Raw genomic sequence first — 19,599 nt, forward strand, 5'->3', positions numbered from 1 at the left:
GACAGCCTGCCGCTCTGCCTGTCGCGCTTCGTTCATCCCAATATCCTCGGACGTTCCCTTTAATTCACGTGAGCAAGCGATTGGGGTAGTGGTTGCCTTGTACGCCACTGCCACCGCCGTACAAGGTGCCGACCGAAAGTCAGGCTTGTTGCCACGAAGGTGGAATCAACGCCTCCCGGCCGCGGAACTCAGGCAGAAGATGCACGTAGTTCATGCCCGCAAACGTGTCCTTGGGCACATGCTCGAACACAATCATCTGGAACTCAGTCTCGTACTCTTTATTCATCCGTGCTACGAAGTCGTTGAGCAACTGAAAAGCAGTCGACACTTTCTCACTATCACTATTCTCAAGAATCACATTATCTTTTGCTTTTTCGTCAGGGTAATACGGGCGGCTCGGCTGGTCGATGATGAGGAAGCTGGGAACAAAGGGGGATTTGTGGCTTATCGCGACCTCGTGAAGTGCTAGAAACTGCAAGAGGTGCAGGAACATGTGGTTCGAGCTGCTACCAACATTCTCAATGAGGCTAGAACGTGGCTTGCGCAGTCGCAACCTCTTTTCCTTGTAGGCAAAATCCGTCTGATAGGTCGAGTAGTTCGCGAGTGCGTTCTTGGTGTCTTTGAGCAACCCCTGCGCAATTTCGTTAATCATTGAAATGACCGATGCGCGAGTTTCATCGACATCACGCACCTGGATGGCGTCGATTTGTTCTTGGAGCTCGTCCGTCTGAAGCATCGGCACTTCCGCTACGACCACCGGGGCGACAGCCTCATATGCCGAAAAGCGCCCCTTCGCCTCACCAACGAAGAGCCACTTCTCCCGTTCTGATGCAAAGGACAGCGGCTCCCGCGGTAACCCCGTGAGTTCGCGCTCCAGCTTGAATCTCTCTTCCTGAAGAGACCGAACCATCGTGTTAATCTGACCATCTACCGGCTGCTTTCGCGCAGTCGACTTTTTCACTGCTAACAAATCGGCCTTAAGGCTACTGATAAGGTCATCAAACATCTCCGATTTGAGCACGCTCGGAGCCTGCTTGATGAGTTGCTCGATGGGAAGCAGACTGTCTTCCGCGTTCTTCAAAGTATCCTTGTAGGCACGATACTCTGACGTGAACTGATTCAGTTTACGAAGCCGGCGCTCGACAGAGAAAAGTTCCGCGCTAGCCTCTGCATAGCGGTCCAAAGTACGCCCCGTGTCGGCCGACGCTGCCTCGTCGATTGCTCGCCTAACAACCTCCCGCGAGATTGTGGAAGGCGAACCATTGAAAATTCCGTACTCAGCGGCCTTCACCGCAATCTGGCGCACCTCCTTCTCAAACTCATCGCTGCCTGAGCTCAGTTGAGCACTTTTGCGCTCCGCCCGCCGCAGCTCCTTCTCAAGAAGCTCTTTGCGCTCGCGTGCAGCCATGTTCGCGAGGTCGTCAATTCCAAGCGCCATGTCGAATATACGCGGCAATGCTTCGCGATAACGCTCTTCCGCCTGCTTGTCGAAGAAGACCTTGCTGTTCGTAATGATGTCTTCGGAGATCGTGTTAAACAGGAAGAAATACCGGAACGAGACTTTCGAGTTGGCTTTGATTGCCTTGCCGCCATAGGCAACGGTCACCTTCTCATCGATGTGAAACTCGCCTTCAAGTATCTCCCGAATATCCTCCTCCCTTGTGGTCCTCTCAGGGAAATCCGGCACGACACCAGTCGAGGAAAAATAATACTCGTCCGAGACTTCGTTCCCCCGCGGACTTCTACGAGCGAGCGCGTAAGTCTTGTCATTCACGTAGAACCTTAGTCCGTACCAACCTACGTTCTCGTTGATAATGCTGTCGGGAAGCTTGTGCGAGCTGGCGAGGAAGCAATAGTCGATGATGTCGAGCAATGCACTCTTGCCTGTATGGCTTTCACCGGAAAGCACGTTCACTCGGTTTCGTGCGAACTCAAGACTGCGCCGTTGGCCGTTCTTCGACCACAGAGTGATGGAATCAAAGCCGAAATTCAAAGCTGCACCCTAAAATTTAGATATAGTTCATCGACCGGACTCGCCAGTACCGCCGCGATATGGCTAGCCGCCTTCGCGATTCTTTGCGCCCGCTTTCCAAAGCTAGAATCGATGCTCAACGGCTGCAATAAGACTAGCTTGCCGTCGAATTTTGCGTACCCCGCCGCCACTATCAATTGGATAGCGTTCACCGTCACGGAGAGTCCTTCGTTGAAGCGCGAATTAAAGTTTGCAAACAAATCTGGCCTATGTGCAACCAATGCGGCGGCTTTCCGCTTCACAACCCTACCGTTACCCAAATAACTCACGGTCGAATCGTGCATAACGAGTGGCATCACAAGTAGTGCTTTTGCAATACTCAACTGCTCGGAATGGGCAAGAACCGCCATCAGCGCAGTCGCGCAAACTCCTACGTTGTTATATCCTACCCATCGCTCAGTCATTGTCTTTCCAGTCTTTATGCCAGCCGATGCGCCCGATGTCCGAGAGGTGATAAAGCTCACCATTACTCAGCCGTGTGTCGAGGTCCGTTTCGCTCAACCTGAATCGCTCGCGTCTAAGCATCGTCAGCAAATCCATCGCTGAGTCCATTATTTCCGCCAGACTTTTGCAGCTTCGAAACGAGCCGTGAAATTCGTTCTCCCATCGCAGGTACACCTCATCGTGAAAATCCTCGACTTCGTCACTGACGAGATTTCCTTCCTGGACCCACCGTTCGAGATTTCTTGAGATTCTGAGCTTGTATTTTGTGTATTCAACCGCCCGCTCGTTGTCTGCATCGGTAATAGCGCCAATCTCCAACAATCGCTGGATGAATCTCTGCGCAAAGATGTCGTCAGGCAACTCCGGCTCGAAGCGGTAATGCACTAGCTTTTTAGTCCGAGCGTCGTCGAATATTTTGGCGTATCGGAGGGCAAAGTCTTCGAAGCTAATCTTAACGGCTTGGCCATTCTTCACAGCAATAAAGTTGTCGCTTCTGATTCTCGAATCGAGGCGTTCGAACACCGCATCGACCTTGTCCATATCGACGATTTTCTCCCTGATTGAACGCTTGACCCGACCGATAATGTCTTCGAGCTCAAGTTCAAGGCGAATGTTTTCGAAAAATTTCTTCCGTACCGCCAGGTCAAGTTGCGCGACGGACAAAATATACTTCTTAATTTCTGCATCTTGCGTCTTGTTAGCAAGATAGTCGATGTGCTCTCGCAGCGGCTCAAAATCACCATTGCCATCCTGAAAATCGACAGCTAACTGAAGAAACTTGTTTGATTTGCTGTGCGACTTATTGGAAACAAGATGAAACTCAGTATTCTCGGCGAACTTTAGCTGCTTAGCGCTTTCCTTGCGCCCATCTACCTTGTCGCTGATGACCTGCGACCAGTTGTAAAGGGTCTTCCATAGGTCGGCATCGAGCTCTGAGAGCGCCACTGGAGTGCCCGAAGCGTTCGTTTGGACAGTATGCTTGACTTGGTAGAGGATATTGAAATCAGCGTCGAGTTCGGTATGAACATCGTCTTTGATTTCAAGGCCAGCGGATTGGCCCGCTCCCAAGTTCAATATGCGGTGAAGGAAATAATAGTATTGGTAGTCAAATCCAATACTCGTGTCACCCGCACTGGTCTTTTCAGTGAAGCTTTTTTCTTCTGCCACGTGCTGCGCCCAGTTCTGTTGCCGACTATGCACATCGCCACCGCCTCGTATCTATCGAGCATAAATTCTGGTGGCATCCCCGAAATCTAACCCTTTCGCATATGAAAGCCATTAGTAGCCCGATGATACTTCGTTCGCCAAATTTTCGGGAGCTTTAGGATATGCGTTGACGTTGATTTACTGCCGCCTTCGATTGAGAGGAAGCCCCTTTCGGCTCCGCCCGGCGGCGACACCTGCCGGCATCTTCTACGCGGGCGTACCGGACCTGCGCATCGCCGACACCGAAGTCAATTCCCCTTGTGGTTTGGGGCAAGGAGCAATCTGGCGCATGGGATTTCGAATAAACACCTTTATTTTCATAAACTTATGATGAACTCACCCCACCCCAGTGCCGCCTCAGGCACACTAATCCTCAACTTAAAGCGCTACAAAAGGGTTTACCACATATGTGACATCGAAGGCTTGCCTACAATCACACGGGCAATTTGACGTCTTGCCAATGTAACCAAGGAAAGTGACAGGCTCTTGAGAATTCGGGGAGTTTCTTGTAAGGTACGTGCACACCGGTGCAATGCCGGTGTGCGGTACAGAGAACGCGACTGATGACGTAGTCCTGCTCCACCCAGCGTGGCCGAGCCCTATTTATGAAGGGCTTACTACTCTGGGAGATGAAAGGTGGCGCGACTTGTATATCGTGAATTGCGGTCTCTGGATGTTTTGACTATGGCACATACAAGCTGCCATGGTTGGTATCTCTCTAGGCGCAGGCCCCCGGCCCCGCTAGTCGCAGCGAATCCCACTAGCCCAATACAGAGCGCTCTCATCAACCTGAGCGAATCGCATCATGGCGCGGCTTGAATTCATCCTCTATGAGTTCTTCGGCGCTTCATTGCAAGCCCAGGAGAAACTCGTTTGGGCGAAACAGGCAAAGCTCCCTATCGAACGGCTCCCACAAATTTTCTGGGAAGACCGTCGTGGGTGGGACGAAGCAAACCTATGGTCGCTGGAACGAGCAGCGTCAGGTGAGGTCAAGGCAGAGACGATAAAACGCACCATGAAGCACCTGTGCCGATATGCCAATTTCCTCGAAACCGAAGGCATTGACTGGCAGCACTTCCCTGTGCGGAAAGACGAGCAAGTGCTCAGAATGTTCCGAAAACATCAGATAGACCAAGTAAAAGACGGCACTCTGGAAAGCAGTACGGCAACAAACGGCATGAATGCCGTCATCCAATTTTACCGGTTTGCCAATTCGCACAATCTCGTACGCCCTGGTGGACCGATGTGGGATGACCGCTTAACGGTCATCCGCTTTCACGATTCGGTCGGCTTCAAGCGCGCAGTGGTCCGACTATCAACAGACCTAAGAATACCAAACCGCAAGCAGGTAGGCACCCGGCTTGAGGACGGTCTCTTACCGCTTCGCGCGGAACACATGGGTAAGCTGCTGGCGTACACGGCCACGAACGAAATTAACGAATTGCATCTGATGCTGAGCACCGGCTTCTTCACGGGAGCGCGAATTGGCACCATCACTACTCTCACCGTATCGGGTTTGCAAACAGCTCGCGAAGACCCGCTCACTCCGGGCATCTATTTGCTCCCTGTGGGCCCAGGTACCGGCGTCGCAACGAAGAATTCAGTCTCTGGCGACCTCATGGTCCCCAAAGCGGTACTAGCCGACTTAAAAAAATACGCATCGTCGACAGCACGTCTACTCAGAGAAGCAAAGGCGCTGCCGTCGGATAAAAACCTGCTGTTTCTGGCGCGGAGTAGCCGTCCGTACACCGTCCAGACGGTAAACCGTCTGGTCCAGGAGATGAGAAAACGGGCCGTCCTCGCCGGCTTGCAGTTCATGCAGCGCTTTCGATTCCACCAATCTCGCGCCACATTCGGAACTTGGTTGATGCGACTTCTACTCGACAACGGTGTACCACCGAGCGTTGCAATAGGCATCGTCAAAGACGCCATGTTGCACAAGGATGAGAAGACCACCTTGGGTTACATAAAATTTCTGGAAAATATGCGCGGAAAAGAACAGGCCGCAGCAGCATTCAACAAGGCATTCACTGGACTCTACAACAGGGACTGGAACGATGCCGATGCATGACTTGAAAAAGTTGCCACCTCTGGATTTCCCCAACGTCCAATATGGTGCAAGTGAGACACCGTGGAACCTCAATGTTCTTCTTTACAGGGGGGGAGCAAATGCCCCCAAAGGCCAGGTTGCCAAGTTGATAACCATGGCGAAGCTCGGTGAACCCCAATTAGACCGACTGGAACTGGTCTCTAAGTTGCATGAGGAAATCATTTCGGCGCTCGCTAGCGGCCATTCACGAGTGACAGCGGCATCACGGATTCTTTATTTGAGGTATTTCTTCCGATTCGCGGACCGTACGCACCGACCGATGACTCTTGAAAGCGCTGTGGAAACTTACTGCGCATGGGCCGACTGCTTATTTCATCGGACGCGCATCAAAAAGGGAACCCGGAAAGGCACGGGCACGCCTGACAGCCAGCCACTCGCAGTGAATTCTGCATATCTCTACGCCTCGACGGTTGGAGCACTACTGGACCGAGTGCTTGAGCGACATACCGGTGTTGTAGAACTGACGCGATTGGAACACCGCAAGCACCGGAAAACTGCGACCGGTATTCAGGCAGAGAAACAGAACCTGAACGATACCTTCGCCTTTGGTCATCTGCTGCAGAATATCTGCGATGGATTGACCACTCGGATGACCCTCGAAGTCAGCCTACCCATTCAAATCGAATTGGGAGGCGGAAAAACACTAACTCTCGCAGGATACACGGGGTTTCATCCACGAACTGAAGACCCGCGACTCGGAACACGATACCCTCTCGCTAATCTACGGATAGAGGCTGAACTGCTCATGTTTATCGCCCAGACGGGCATGAACCGCACACAAGCACTCAATCTGGAGTTAAGGCACTTCTTCTACGTTAGCCACCTTAAGAGTTATCAGGTTAAGGACTATAAGAACCGTCGGGGTGGCCTAGTACTATTCGAAATCTTCAAAGAATATAAATCGCATTTCGAGCGTTATCTTGAATGGCGGAGAACTCTGTTTCCAAATTCAAATCGCCTATTTCCCTTCATTGGCGTTCGAGGAAGTAGACCAGAAGCGAGGTACAGTGGACATCGTATCCGGGCTGTGTGCAAACAGTTAAGTGTTCCATATATATGCCCCAGAATGTTGAGGCGAACCCGAGTTAACTGGTTGCTACGGAAATTGGCTGACCCGAACATCACAGCGGAAATGGCACAACATACGAAGGAAATTTTGCTCACGGTATATGAGCAGCCAAGCCTTCAGCGTGCAATGGTCGAAGCTGCACACTTCTGGTCAAAGTCAGATGCGTTGTCGTCGAAAATGCAATCGGTGGCTCCGGGAGACTGCACAGGTCAACCCAAAGAAGCCGAGGACATCCCCAACCAGGCGACGAAGCCCAACTGCATAAATGCATCCGGATGCCTATGGTGCGAGAACCATCGCGACGTCGACTCATTCGACTACGTCTGGGCCCTGACGACATTTCTGCACCTCAAGACTATCGAATTGAGCAAGGCGCCCTTGCCAAGAAGTGACGAAGATGTGCCACCCGCGAAGCATGCTATCAACCGTGCCCACGACAAGTTGAAATGGTTTGAGCAGTCTGACGAGGTTAGGCGCGGGTGGGTTCACGAAGCACGAACACGCATCATTGAAGGTGACTTTCATCCGAATTTCAGTTGCGAAATTGCGGAACTAGAGGGCGTAGCATGAGCGTGAAACTCTTTGAGCTCACATTCAAGATAACTGACAGCGTCGCTACACCGGACCACGTTTATTATCGACCACCTCACTGGCCGCCACCAGCTGATTGGATAGTTAGCGAAGACGTGCACGGCAACCCTCTCTCATCGTGGGGGGGGCCTGTTTGGGATTTCTCAGCGTCAGCAGGCAAGAATTTCAAGTTGGATTTTGCTGGTGGACGGCATGGGCGTAGCGCTCCGCCTCTGAACCCGGAGAACCAGCACCTCTTGCGACTTTGGACCACCTGGATTATCTGGGGGCCACGTAGCTCTCAAGGCTGGGCCAGTTTGAAGAGCCGATTCAACCTCCTGCGTAGGATTGTGGTCCTTTGTGACCAAGAGGGTATCTTGGCGACTAGCTTGGCCCGATACCCGAAACTACTGGAGCGCGTGCCTGGACTGTATTCGGTCTCATCAGAAAGGCAGCGTATTTTGGCTACCCTCGACCGCCTACATCAAGCGGAAGCGCAGATTGGACATGCGCCTGTGGATGAGTGGGCTCTTGCGTTTTTATCGAAAGCGTTCGCCGATGCCAACAGCAACGATGCTGACGAAGAGCAGACCGCTTACATCCCCCCGCGCATCTGGATTTATCAACTTTCTCGACTAAGGCAATGCCTAGATGACTTCCTCGACCACCGGCAACGAATCGAGGATTGTTTCAATTTTTGCGTCGACGCCTACGCGAACAATTTCGGTTCACTGGAAGCGGCTCTCATCCGCAAAGCGAAACGGAACAATTTCCTTCCATTTACCGTTCAGCAGAATAAGCGCGCCGGCATACGCAACGGTCGAAAATTCCATGGGCGCTTTGAGCTTACGGCTCGACGGTTTGGCATTGATGTTCTCATCAAGAAATGGATTTCCCCGCACCAAGCAAATGGTTTTGACATCCGCTCATTCACGAAGTACATGACATTGGTTCAGTCCGCTGGCTTAGCTTACATTGCCAATTTCACACTGCAGCGAAGAGAAGAAGTAGGTTCTTTGAGGGCAGATTGCCTCACTTGGGACTTTGACGAGGTGTTTGGTCGCATCGCGGTAATTTGTGGCGAGACAACGAAAACAGACCCCGATAGCGACGCTCGGTGGCCAACCAGTCCCAACGTCGAAGTGGCTGTGGAAGCTATGACGGTTATTGCTAGGTTGCGTATGAGGTGTGCAGCCGTCAATCCCGAGGTCCATTGCAGCGAAGAAGACCGGGCCAATCCCTACCTCTCTCATATTGCATTCGAACCGTGGTCGTCCGTCCAACCCGGCTGGAAGCCTTACTCGACGCTCCCGCCGGTACCGTCCTATCAATCAGTGATGCGAAGGTACCCACATTTATTCGACGCCGAGGTGCTTCGCATTACCGAGGATGATTTAACCACTGCTAGAAAATTCACGCCGAATCTGGACAAAGGAGGGAAATTCAAAGTCGGAGAGATTTGGCCACTGGCCCTGCACATGCTCCGTCGCACGGGCGCGATTAACATGTTTGCCAGCGGACTTGTGTGTGAAAGCTCCATCCAGGTCATGATGAAACATGCGACACCAATCCAAACCAGATATTACGGAAAGCACTACAGTCGGGCTCGTTTTAGCGCGGACTACGAGGAGCAAACCGTAGCGGCCCGATACGAGGTGATGGCCAGACAGATGGAGGCCTTCGTGGAAGACCGCTATGTCCCTGCGTCGGGTGAGCAGCGAAAGCAGGAAATTGCGGTCAGTCTTATTGGCCTAAAGGACTTCAATTCTCTGCTCAGGGCCTGTCGCAAGGGTGAAGTTTCATTTCGCGAAACGCGACTCGGAGGTTGTACCAAGAGGGGGCATTGCGAGTACGGAGGCATTGAATCTATCTCCCGCTGTGCCGGAGGCGACGGAGGTAAACCTTGCGGAGAAGCAATATATGACAGAAAGAAGCGGTCGTCAGTTGAACGGCAACTTGAAAGCGTTGAACGAAAAATTGCCGAGGCCCAACCATTCAGTCCGCGCGAAAGGGCGCTGCAATCTGAGGCGCAAGGCCTGAGGAACTATCTTAATGTCATCCACAATTGATACGGCAGAACAGCGATACCGAGCCGCCTTTGAACGACTGAAGGCCGATAGGCCGCAAGTGCTACCAGGCGGTACCCTTGTCAGCCAAAATAACGTCGCGAAAGAAGCCGGCACCGACCCGACTGCCCTTAAAAAAGCTCGTTACCCAACATTAGTTCGCGAAATACAGGCATGGGTAGAAATCAACGGACAACAAAGTGCGGTAAAGCTCGAGCGGCAGAAGCGGCGACGAGCCAAGGAAGATTCGGCTGCAAAAGTCCAGAGACTCACGGAGGAGCGTGATAACGCGCAATCACAGCTCGTGAGCTCGCATCGCCTCGTGCTAGAACTTCTGCAGAAAAATGCCGCACTTCAGGCCAGGCTCGACGAAACATGTCCTCAGCCGACGCCGTTGCGCAGCCGGGTCTGAGCTATGGACATTTGAACGCAGAATTTGGCTCAAATATGCCCAAAGGCATGGACATTAAAGCGGCGGGATATTCTCTAGTCGAAACAAGCAGTTACAATGACGTCCATGCCACCCTTACTCGCGGGTGCTGGCACAACGTCTGAGTCGACACGAACATTCACAAGCGCGGCTACCGGATCTCGGCCTCCCCTCAGGAGGCCTGATCCGCCGAGAACATCGGCATTCTTTGCAGAATCCACGTCAGCAGTTCGTCAGCGGCCGCCGGCAACGGACGCCCCGACTTGACGAGCACCCGTGCCTTCGCCGCTTCGAATAGCGGGTGTGTCACGGGTAGCGCCACGAATTCGCCGGAATCGATTTCCCGATACACGGAGAATTCACCGATCAGCGTCGCCCCATTGCCGCGCGCGACAAAGTGGCGCAACACCTGAAGCGAGTTCGTCAGGAGCGTCGGCCGGATCGTCACGTTCTCCGCGAAAGCCACCATCTCTATGACCTGTCCCAGCCCGAAGGCAGGCGGCATCAGCGCCAGCGGGTAGTTCAGCATCTCGTCGACCGTCACACTGCCGCCTCGTACCGCCAGCGGATGGTGCGCATTGACAAGCAGAACAACCGGCTGCGACGACGTTGCCCGAAATTCGATGTCCTGGTGCACGGGCGGGTTATACGCCAGCCCGATGTGCGCACGGCTTTGCGCCACGTCGTCGAGCACATTGCTCACGGGCAGCACCTCGACGACCACGTCGAGCTTAGGGTACTGGGCGCAGAAGTCGGTGAGCACGTTTTCCATCAATCCGTCGATATAGCCCTCGCTGATCGCCAGCCGCACACTGCCGCGCTGTAGCCCGCGCAATGCCTGAATCCGATCTTCGAGCTGCTCCTGCTGCGACTGACAGCCCCGCCAATACTCGAGCAAATGCGCCGCCGCCTCGGTCGGCTGTACGCCCCGCGCCCTGCGTTCGAACAGCGTGGCGCCGATCTCCTCCTCCAGCAGCCGAATCTGCCGCGTAATGACCGACGCCGCCGTGTTCAGACTGTCCGCCGCCGCACGGATCGATCCGTGGGTAAGCACTTCATGGAAATACCGCAAGCGCCGTTGATTCAGTTCGCGCACCGTTCCCCTCCCCTCAACTTTCAGCGTTGCCTTGTGGGCAACGATATCTGACATTAGTTACTCTTGCTCGTCGGATTTTGGCTGTCGATGATCGGCCGAGTCAACCCACAACGGAGAACGATCTTGGCTGCCATTCCCTCCACGTTCGTCGCCGAACGCAAAGCCGCGCTATATCGCAAACTCAACTGGCGACTGCTTCCGTTCCTGCTCGCCTGCTACACCTTCGCCTTTCTCGACCGGGTGAACATCGGCTTTGCCAAGTTGCAGATGCAAAGCGATCTCGGCTTCTCCGACGCCGTGTACGGGCTCGGCGCGGGCATCTTTTTCCTCGGCTACGTGTTGTTCGAAATTCCCAGCAACCTGTTGCTGCCGAGGGTCGGTGCGCGCAAGACCATCAGCCGCATCATGGTGCTATGGGGAGCAACCTCGGCCGGCATGATGTTCGTGAATTCGGAACCCATGTTCTACACGCTGCGCTTTCTGCTCGGCGTCTTCGAAGCGGGCTTCGCGCCCGGCATGATCTTCTACCTCACCTACTGGTACGGCCGTGCACGCATGGCTCAGGTCATGGCGATCGTGATGCTTGCCGGGCCGATCGGCGGCATGTTCGGCGGGCCGCTGTCGACCTGGATCATGACCTCGTTCTCCGGCGCGCACGGTCTGGGCGGCTGGCAATGGATGTTCCTGATCGAAGGTCTGCCATGCGTGGTGTTTGGGGTGGTAGCCCTGTTCTTTCTCGACGATCGTCCCGCCGACGCGCGCTGGCTCAGCGCCGACGAGAAGCGCATGCTGGCTGCCGAAACCGATTTGCCGGGCAAGCATCACTCGTTCGCGCAGGTTGTGAGGGATCCGCGCGTCTATCTGCTGGCGCTGCCGTACTTCTGCTTTATCTGCGGCATCTATGCCGTAAGTTTCTGGCTACCGTCGATCATCAAGTCGGCCGGCGTGCGCGACACGATGCAGATCGGCCTGTACTCGTCGATTCCCTATGTCGTTGCGGCAATCGCCATGGTACTGGTCGGACGTAGTTCGGATCGCCGCGACGAGCGTCGTTTCCACGCTGCCGTCCCTGCGCTCATCGGCTCGGCAACGCTCGCCCTCGCCACCCTCTTCGGCGGCAATCTGGCGTTAGCGCTGACCTGCATGACCATTTCCACTGCCGCGATGTGGACGGCCTATACGGTGTTCTGGGCGATGCCGTCCGACTACCTGAAGGGCGACGCGGCGGCAGGCGGTATCGCGCTCATCAACACCATCGGGCTGATCGGCGGCTTCCTGAGCCCGACGATCATCGGCTGGGCGCAAGGCTTGACCGGCAGCCTGCACGCCGGCCTTTACGTCATGGTGGCGCTGCTCGCCCTCGGTGGATTCGCACTGATTGCCATGCGCGAGGCTCGCACCGCCTGATGCCAGCGCGTATGTATCGGATTTCAATCTTCAAAGAAGAGGTCTCATCTTGTCCCGTTCCCATCGCACGATCCTGATCGCGGGGTTTCAGCATGAAACCAATACCTTTGCGCCTTCGAAAGCGACTTACGAGAACTTCGAGCGCGGCGAGGGTTTTCCCATGATGGCGCGTGGCGCCGACGTGCTCGCGCTGCGTGACGTCAACATTCCCGCCGGTGGCTTTATCCGCGCAGCGGAAGCCGCCGGCCACACGCTGATACCGGTCATCTGGGCAGGCGCAAGCCCGTCGGCCCATGTGACGCGCGACGCCTTCGAGCGGATTAGCGGCGAAATCGTCGAAGCCGCCCGCACGCAGACCTTCGATGCGGTGTATCTCGATCTGCACGGGGCGATGGTCGCCGAACATGTCGACGATGGCGAAGGCGAAGTGCTTGCCCGAGTGCGTGAAGTGGTGGGGGCGCATGTGCCGATCGTCGCGTCGCTGGACCTGCATGCGAACGTCACGGAGCGGATGCTGAGCGCGGCTGACTCGCTCGTCGCTTACCGGACGTATCCTCACGTCGACATGGCGCAAACCGGTGCACGCTCGGCCGAACTGCTCGAGCGCTTGATGAAGGGAGAAACACTGCATCGCTCATCGCGGCGGTTGCCGTTTCTGATTCCGATCAATGGCATGTGCACGATGCTGGAGCCGGCACGCGGGATGTATGAACGCGTGGCGGAGGTCGAATGCGGGGAAGTGCTGTCCGCATCGTTCGCGCCGGGATTTCCCGCAGCAGATTTTCCTGAGTGCGGGCCGGTCGTATGGGCTTACGGCAGCACGGCTGACGCCGCGAATGCTGCGGTCGAGACACTGTATGCCAGCATGATCGACAACGAGCTGGAGTGGCGAGTCCCGTTCCTGTCGCCAGACGATGCCGTGAGTGAAGCGATACGGTTGTCCGAAGGCGCGCCCCGTCCGGTAGTCATCGCCGACACCCAGGACAATCCCGGCGCGGGAGGCGATGCCAACACGATGGGGATGCTTCGTGCGCTCGTGCGTCACGGTGCCAAACGGGCGGCAATCGGACTGATCTGCGATCCGGAAGTTGCGGCAGCGGCGCATCAGGCAGGCCTTGGCGCTCAGATCGACGTAGCGCTTGGCGGACAGTCGGGCGTGTCCGGCGATCTCGCATTCGCCGGGCGCTTCGAAGTCGTGTTTCTCTCTGACGGTCGTTGCCGGTATGACGGACCGATGATGAACGGGATGCAGGCCGATCTCGGCCCTGTTGCATGCCTGCGCATCGACGATGTGCTAATCGCAGTGAGTTCCGGCAAAGCGCAAATGCTCGATCGAAATCTCTACCGCGTGGCAGGTATCCAGCCGGAAGAGATGAAAATCCTGGTGAACAAGAGTTCGGTGCATTTTCGGGCCGACTTCGAACCGATTGCCGAAGCGGTACTCGTCGCCAAGGCGCCCGGACCGATGACAGCCGACCCGGCCGATCTCCCATGGACGCGTCTTGCCGCCGGCATCCGCACGCGCCCCGGTGGGGAAGCGTTTGTTGGCTAAAGCCAACGGCAGGTCGAATCGGGCGAGGAACCCGCCATGGCGGGTTCCTCGCGATCCACGATTCAGGCCGCCCATCCTTCTCGAATGATCGTGGCGATCTGCTCGCCCGTCGCGCGATTGTGGGCTTGTACCAGCGCCACGGCGCCGGCGTCGTCGCCCGCCTCGCACAAGCGCAGCAACTCACGATGCTCCTCGTGCGAGCGCTGCGCGTTGCCCACCTTCTGCCATGTGAGGAACAGATAGCGTCCGAGGTTGAGCCGTGCCGTCGCCACGGCGCGCTGGAAGTATGGACGCTCCGCCTTCGCGTACAGCATGGCGTGAAACGCCGCGTTGCGGGTCACCATGTCCGCAAGGTCGGTCGCCGCCTCCAACGCGTCGAGTGCCGCCCGCGCCCGTGCGAGATCCGCGCGCGACAGATTCGGCATCGCCAGCGCCATCATCCGCCCCTCCAGCAGCGCGCGAAAATCCGCCAGTTCCAGCGCATCCTCCACCGTGAGCGCCGCCACCACCGTGCCACGATTGACCCGGCTCACCGCCAGCCCATCCGCCGCCAGCATCGTCAACGCCTCGCGCACCGGCACGTGACTCACGCCCAGCGCCGCCGCCAGATGGTCTTGACGCAAGGCCTCACCCGGCTTCAACTCGCCACGGCCGATCTGCTCGCGCAGCGTTTCATATGTGCGCTCCACCGCCGTGCCCGTGCCCGATTCCTGGCGCATTGACTGTCTCCCCCAGTTAACTATATATAATCATTTAGAATTATATATTATTTAACGACTGGTGACGTCCATGCCTACGGTCAACCCCTCCTCGTCCGCTCGCGCGCCCGTCGCGACGGCAACGGCTGCCGACACCTTCGCGCCGCGCCACCTTTGGCGTCACGCTCTGCTCGCCGGGATCAGCGCTGCCGCCGGTCTCGGCTTATACGCCGCTGGCTTGCGTGGCGACACGCTTGCCGTGGCGGTGATCGTTCTGTTCTGCCTCGGCTACTGGGCGACCGGCTGGTTACCGGATTTCCTCGTATCGCTCGCATTGATGTTCCTGCTCGCCACCTGTACGTCGCTTGGCGCGAGCGTGGTGTTCTCGGGCTTTACGTCGAGCGCGTTCTGGCTGGTTTTCAGCGGCGCCGTCATCGGCATGGCACTCGGTGTCACAGGGCTTGGTGAGCGCGTCGCGTCGCGGCTCGCAGATCATTGCGGTCATGCCTACGGCATCGCGCTCGCGGGCTTCGTCACCATCGCTTTCGTCCTCGGCATCGTGATGCCGTCGACGCTCGGTCGCATCGCCATCCTCACGCCTATCGTGCTGAGTTTCTGTGAACGCATCGGACTGACGCGCGGCCGCCCTGGCCGCACCGGACTTCTGCTGGCGACCGCGCTGGCCAGTTGCGAATTGTCGACGGCCATTCTTCCCGCCAACCTGCCCAACCTCGTGATGGCCGGCACCGCCGAGACCGTGCTCGGTCTGCGACTCGGATATGGCGAGTACGCGATTGCGCTAGTGCCCGTGCTCGCCCTCGTGCGCGGTGTGGTGCTGGTGGCCGTGGCGATGCGGCTCTTTCCCGACCGGCTGACGCCCCTCGCCGAAGCCACGAAGCTCGATAACGTCGATAACGTGAATAACGTCCCCACGGCGATGCGCCCCGCCGAGTGGCGCCTGCTCGCCGCGCTGGCGCTGATGCTCGGCCTTTGGCTGACGGAGCCGTGGCATCACATCGCCGCCGGGTGGGTCGGACTCGGCGTGGCGCTGCTGTGCCTCGGACCGTTGCGACTGGTGAACCCCGATGCGTTTCTGAAACAGGTGAAGCTCGCCCCACTGTGGTTCGTCGCCGCCATCATCGGGTTGACGGCCGCCGTCGATCACGCCGGACTCGCCGATGCGCTGCGCCCGGTGCTGTCCCGGCTCGATCTGGCGCAGATGTCGGGCGCGTCGGCCTATCTGGTGCTCGTCGCGCTATCGGTGGCGCTGACGTTCCTCGTTACCTCGAACGCCGCTCCCGCGCTCTACACCCCCCTGGTGCCGGTACTCGCACTCGGCGCGCCGCTCGGTGTGAAGGCGGTCTTGCTGACGCAGACCGTCGGCATCTCTACCATCGCACTGCCTTATCAGGCGCCACCGCTCGTGTTGGCCATGGCGCTGGCCGGCATCGGCATTCGCGACGCCACCCGCTACTGTGTGGCGAGCGCGCTCATCGCGCTGGTGACGGTCGTCCCGCTGACCGCGCTCTGGTGGCAACTCATCGGTCTGCTGCGTCTTCACTGAAGCGGTGGCGCGCGACGGACTGCAGTCCATCGCCCGATCCCTTGACTGGAATTTCCCCTTCAAACGCCGGTTTGCCACATCCGTCGGGGGAATTGGGGCAAACGAGCACCGAAGCGACTTGTCTCGATCCTTTCGGAGACCGTCTCGTCTACTATGGAATCGTGCGCGCAGCGCCGGAGAATGCCTCGCGGTTCGAAGCAATCGCCCTTGCGCGCCCTGCGCATAAGGCAGCACGGCGCGCCATACAGGGAATGCCCTGCTTGAGATCGCCGTGCACGACCCGCGACAATCGCGCATAAGACAAAACAAGAAGCTACCCGCGTCACCCCATGCAGTCGTCGTAGTCGAACATCGCCGTTTTCATGCAGCCAAGGGGAGGTTCATGCATGACATCGAAGCCGTCGACCGTCGTTGAAGCGGCGCCCCGCGAGCGCCGGCACTGGTCCGACGACCGCGCACGCATTCGGCTCTACAGCGGCGCCGGTCTGCTCTTCGCCATCGCCGTGAGCTTCGCCTGGTGGTATCAGCACTCGTTCCTGCCGACACCGAAGGTCGGCCCGGTCGGCCTCGACTTCCTGCCGTTCTGGGGGGCTTCGCATTTCGTGTTGCACGGGCATCCGCTCGACGCCTACAACATCGAACTGATGACCCGCGCGCAGATTGCCGAGCAACCGTGGGCCGAGAAATTGGGCGGCGTCATGCCCTGGCTTTATCCGCCCTTCGTCATGCTTCTGCTCGCGCCGATCGCGCTGCTCCCATTCACCTACGCCTACACGGTGTATGCCTGCGTCGGCTTCGGTCTGTATTACGCAGCCCTGCGACGCACCGCCCCGTGGCGCGATGCGCGCCTGGCCACCGTCGGCTTTCCCGGCGTACTGCTGGTGATCCTGGCAGGACAGATCTCGCTCTACGTCACCGCGCTCGCGGGCTTCGCGCTCGTCATGCTACGCAAACGGCCGGTGTGGGCGGGCATTCTCACCGGGCTGCTCTTCGTCAAACCGCACATCGCCCTGCTCTTCCCGCTGGCCTTTCTCTGCGCCCGCCAATGGCGCGCGCTGGCCGCCTGCGTTGTGACTGTCATCGCGACAACGGCGCTTGCCGCTGCGGTCTTCGGCCCCGATGCCTATCCGACGTTCCTGCACGCAACGGTATTCGCGCAGCAAAGCATCGTCGACGGCACCGCACAGATCATCCGCGTGCCGACATTCTTCGTCACGGCGCGCATGCTGGGTGCACCGCCCCTGGTTGCAGCCGTCATTCACGCCGCGGTGGCACTTTGCGCCGTGGCGGCCATGATCGACTTCTGGCGGCGTCCGAGCCCATTTGCGTTGCGCGCGGCCATGCTGGTTTGCTCGACCACGCTCGTGAGCCCCTATCTCTACGACTACGACCTCACGATTCTCTCGCTCGTCATCGCCTGGTATGTGCGCGACGGCATCGCGCGCGGGTGGCTGCGCGGCGAGCGCGAATGGCTGGTCGTGTTATGGCTCACGCCGATATACGGCCTGCTCGTCGTGCAATACATCGGCTTCCAGTTCATGCCGTTCATCACGCTGGCAACGCTCGTGCTGTTGTGGCGCCGCCGTCGCCGCCTCGCGCATGTCCCCGACGTATCCGATGTGCCGGATACCCCGGACACCCCCGGCAGCGTCATCCCCCGTCGCCGCTCGCCCGTCACCGCGCCCGCGCTCACGAGGTAATCACCATGCCCCGCGCCGTCGATACCCGCCATTGGCCGTCTGCGCAGCGCCCGCCGCTCGTCTCGCTCGTCGTGCCTTGTCACAACGAAGCGCCGGCACTCGACAAGTTCTACCGCGCCGTGGCCTCCGTGCTCGACGGCGTGACCGGTGTGCGCTTCGAGATCGTGTGCGTGAACGACGGCAGCACCGACGACACGCTGAACGCTCTGCTCGCGTTGCGCCGGGCCGACGCACGCATCCGTGTGATCGACTTCACCCGCAACTTCGGCAAGGAAGCGGCCCTGAGCGCTGGCATCGACGAAGCGCAGGGCGACGCCGTCATCCCCATCGATGCCGACCTGCAAGATCCGCCCGCCCTCATCCCCGTGATGATCGAGCGCTGGCGCAACGGTGCCGAAGTCGTGCTGGCCAAACGCACGAACCGCGCGAGCGACAGCTTCGCCAAAAGGGTGGCCGCAGGCCTCTATTACCGTGTACACAACCGTCTCTCGGAAGTGAAGCTGCCCGAGAACGTCGGCGACTTCCGTCTGATCGACCGGCGTGTGGTGAGCGCGCTCAAACGGCTGCCCGAACGCCGCCGCTTCATGAAGGGATTGTTCGCGTGGGTCGGATTCCACACCGAAATCGTGGAGTACGTGCGCGAGACGCGCAGTGCGGGCGAATCGAAGTTCTCGGGCTGGCGGCTGTGGAATTTCGCGCTCGAAGGCATCACCAGCTTCAGCACCGTGCCACTGCGTTGCTGGACGTATATCGGCGTGTCGCTCGCCCTCGTCTCGCTCACGTACGGCAGCTATATCGTGCTGCGCACCCTCATCCGCGGCATCGACGTGCCCGGCTATGCCTCGCTGCTCGTCGGCATTCTGTTCCTCGGCGGCATCCAGCTTGTCGGCATCGGCGTCATCGGCGAGTACGTCGGACGAATCTACTACGAGTCGAAGGGGCGTCCGCTGTATCTGGTGCGGCGTCGCTACCAGTCCAGCGTCAAGGTGAGCCATTTGCCCTCGCGCGCACCGTCGCATGCCTTTGGGGCTCGGCTGCCGTCCGCGCGAAAGACGCTCCGGGCGCAAGCCGGTGGCGGCAAGTCGCTTGCCTCGCGCGCCCACCGTTTCGTCGTGCGTTGAGGCAACGGCAAGCGCGTCAGATATGGCTCACGCGTGCCGATACGTCCAGTAGCGATGCAGCAAGAATGTGGTCGGCGGCACAATCAGTACGACGGCAGCGATGCCCGCCCAGTGATTACCGCCAAGATGCTCCACCGTGCGCGCGACGACCGTCGTGAGTAACAGCCCGAAGATCGCCACCGGCACGAAACGCGTGAGACTCGTGCGATGCACCCGCGCGGAGAAGCTCCACAGGGTATTGAGCAGATAGGAACAGGGGGTCGCCGTGCAGAACGCCACGGCATTCGCCAGCACCGGCCCCGCCCCGAAAGCTTCGATGAGCGTGACCGCCACGATCACGTGCACGGCCGTCGAAATCACCCCCGAGACCCCGAAGCGCATGAGCGGTACGACCAGCGTGCGCATGTGCGGCGACGCGCGCCAGCGCGGCCCAGGGGGGGCGGGTTCGGTTGAAGACGTCTGACGCGTATCCGGCATTGACGTAGTCCCAGAAGTGACCGACGAAAGCGATGGCGGGTTCGCTTGGCGATACGG

General features: G+C 58.2%; 15 protein-coding genes. 9 read left to right on the top strand and 6 right to left on the bottom strand.

Annotated features, from left to right (window positions below; genetic code table 11):
- Nucleotides 1-139: 139 nt before the first annotated feature.
- From PCO31110_RS20065 to PCO31110_RS20075, 3 genes are all read right to left on the bottom strand, one after another.
- The gene (locus PCO31110_RS20065) at nt 140-1,915 is read right to left on the bottom strand and encodes a DUF3732 domain-containing protein (protein WP_246189911.1); all 1,776 of its coding nucleotides are present in this window, start codon (nt 1,913-1,915) and stop codon (nt 140-142) included.
- A 74-nt stretch (nt 1,916-1,989) separates the two neighbouring features.
- Nucleotides 1,990-2,436, bottom strand: coding sequence for a three component ABC system middle component (locus PCO31110_RS20070; protein WP_150691260.1), 447 nt, complete (start codon nt 2,434-2,436; stop codon nt 1,990-1,992).
- Nucleotides 2,429-3,643: an ABC-three component system protein gene (locus PCO31110_RS20075; protein ID WP_150691261.1), complete on the bottom strand. Its 1,215-nt coding sequence runs from the start codon at nt 3,641-3,643 to the stop codon at nt 2,429-2,431. The genes PCO31110_RS20070 and PCO31110_RS20075 overlap by 8 nt, the downstream gene beginning before the upstream one ends.
- Before the next feature lie 844 nt (nt 3,644-4,487).
- On the opposite strand from PCO31110_RS20075, the gene PCO31110_RS20080 reads away from it, so the two are divergent.
- From PCO31110_RS20080 to PCO31110_RS25755, 4 genes are all read left to right on the top strand, one after another.
- Entirely contained in the window at nt 4,488-5,753 is a 1,266-nt protein-coding gene (locus PCO31110_RS20080; RefSeq protein WP_150691262.1) for a tyrosine-type recombinase/integrase, read from the top strand.
- Nucleotides 5,746-7,431 carry a site-specific integrase gene (locus tag PCO31110_RS20085; RefSeq protein WP_150691263.1) on the top strand — a complete coding sequence of 562 codons (1,686 nt, stop codon included), beginning with the start codon at nt 5,746-5,748 and terminating at the stop codon, nt 7,429-7,431. Before PCO31110_RS20080 ends, PCO31110_RS20085 begins: the two co-directional genes overlap by 8 nt.
- Before the next feature lie 389 nt (nt 7,432-7,820).
- Complete coding sequence (locus PCO31110_RS20090; protein WP_150691264.1) at nt 7,821-9,500, top strand: hypothetical protein; 1,680 nt, start codon at nt 7,821-7,823, stop codon at nt 9,498-9,500.
- Complete coding sequence (locus PCO31110_RS25755; protein ID WP_174979676.1) at nt 9,484-9,909, top strand: hypothetical protein; 426 nt, start codon at nt 9,484-9,486, stop codon at nt 9,907-9,909. Before PCO31110_RS20090 ends, PCO31110_RS25755 begins: the two co-directional genes overlap by 17 nt.
- Nucleotides 9,910-10,099: 190 nt before the next feature.
- Here PCO31110_RS25755 and PCO31110_RS20100 read toward each other — a convergent pair whose 3' ends face one another.
- Nucleotides 10,100-11,023, bottom strand: a complete 924-nt coding sequence (locus PCO31110_RS20100; RefSeq protein ID WP_150691338.1) for a LysR family transcriptional regulator — start codon at nt 11,021-11,023, stop codon at nt 10,100-10,102.
- Between the two features lie 123 nt (nt 11,024-11,146).
- On the opposite strand from PCO31110_RS20100, the gene PCO31110_RS20105 reads away from it, so the two are divergent.
- Nucleotides 11,147-12,430, top strand: coding sequence for an MFS transporter (locus tag PCO31110_RS20105; RefSeq protein WP_246189912.1), 1,284 nt, complete (start codon nt 11,147-11,149; stop codon nt 12,428-12,430).
- Nucleotides 12,431-12,479: 49 nt separating this feature from the next.
- Nucleotides 12,480-13,982, top strand: a complete 1,503-nt coding sequence (locus tag PCO31110_RS20110) for a M81 family metallopeptidase (protein WP_246189913.1) — start codon at nt 12,480-12,482, stop codon at nt 13,980-13,982.
- Nucleotides 13,983-14,044: 62 nt separating this feature from the next.
- Here PCO31110_RS20110 and PCO31110_RS20115 read toward each other — a convergent pair whose 3' ends face one another.
- On the bottom strand, nt 14,045-14,701 hold the full coding sequence (locus PCO31110_RS20115) for a GntR family transcriptional regulator (protein WP_150691266.1): 657 nt from the start codon (nt 14,699-14,701) through the stop codon (nt 14,045-14,047).
- Between the two features lie 70 nt (nt 14,702-14,771).
- Here PCO31110_RS20115 and PCO31110_RS20120 point away from each other — a divergent pair, with 70 nt between their 5' ends.
- From PCO31110_RS20120 to PCO31110_RS20130, 3 genes are all read left to right on the top strand, one after another.
- On the top strand, nt 14,772-16,244 hold the full coding sequence (locus PCO31110_RS20120; protein WP_150691267.1) for an SLC13 family permease: 1,473 nt from the start codon (nt 14,772-14,774) through the stop codon (nt 16,242-16,244).
- A gap of 386 nt (nt 16,245-16,630) precedes the next feature.
- Nucleotides 16,631-17,944 (top strand): glycosyltransferase family 87 protein, encoded by a 1,314-nt coding sequence (locus tag PCO31110_RS20125; RefSeq protein ID WP_010808683.1) that lies wholly within the window; start codon nt 16,631-16,633, stop codon nt 17,942-17,944.
- 5 nt (nt 17,945-17,949) lie between these two features.
- A complete protein-coding gene (locus tag PCO31110_RS20130) occupies nt 17,950-19,065 on the top strand; it encodes a glycosyltransferase family 2 protein (protein WP_150691268.1) in 1,116 nt (371 codons plus the stop codon).
- A 27-nt stretch (nt 19,066-19,092) separates the two neighbouring features.
- On the opposite strand, the gene PCO31110_RS20135 is transcribed toward PCO31110_RS20130, so the two are convergent.
- The gene (locus PCO31110_RS20135; RefSeq protein WP_246189914.1) at nt 19,093-19,542 is read right to left on the bottom strand and encodes a GtrA family protein; all 450 of its coding nucleotides are present in this window, start codon (nt 19,540-19,542) and stop codon (nt 19,093-19,095) included.
- Nucleotides 19,543-19,599 lie beyond the last annotated feature (57 nt).

Source organism: Pandoraea communis, from assembly GCF_902459745.1.
Lineage (GTDB): Bacteria > Pseudomonadota > Gammaproteobacteria > Burkholderiales > Burkholderiaceae > Pandoraea > Pandoraea communis.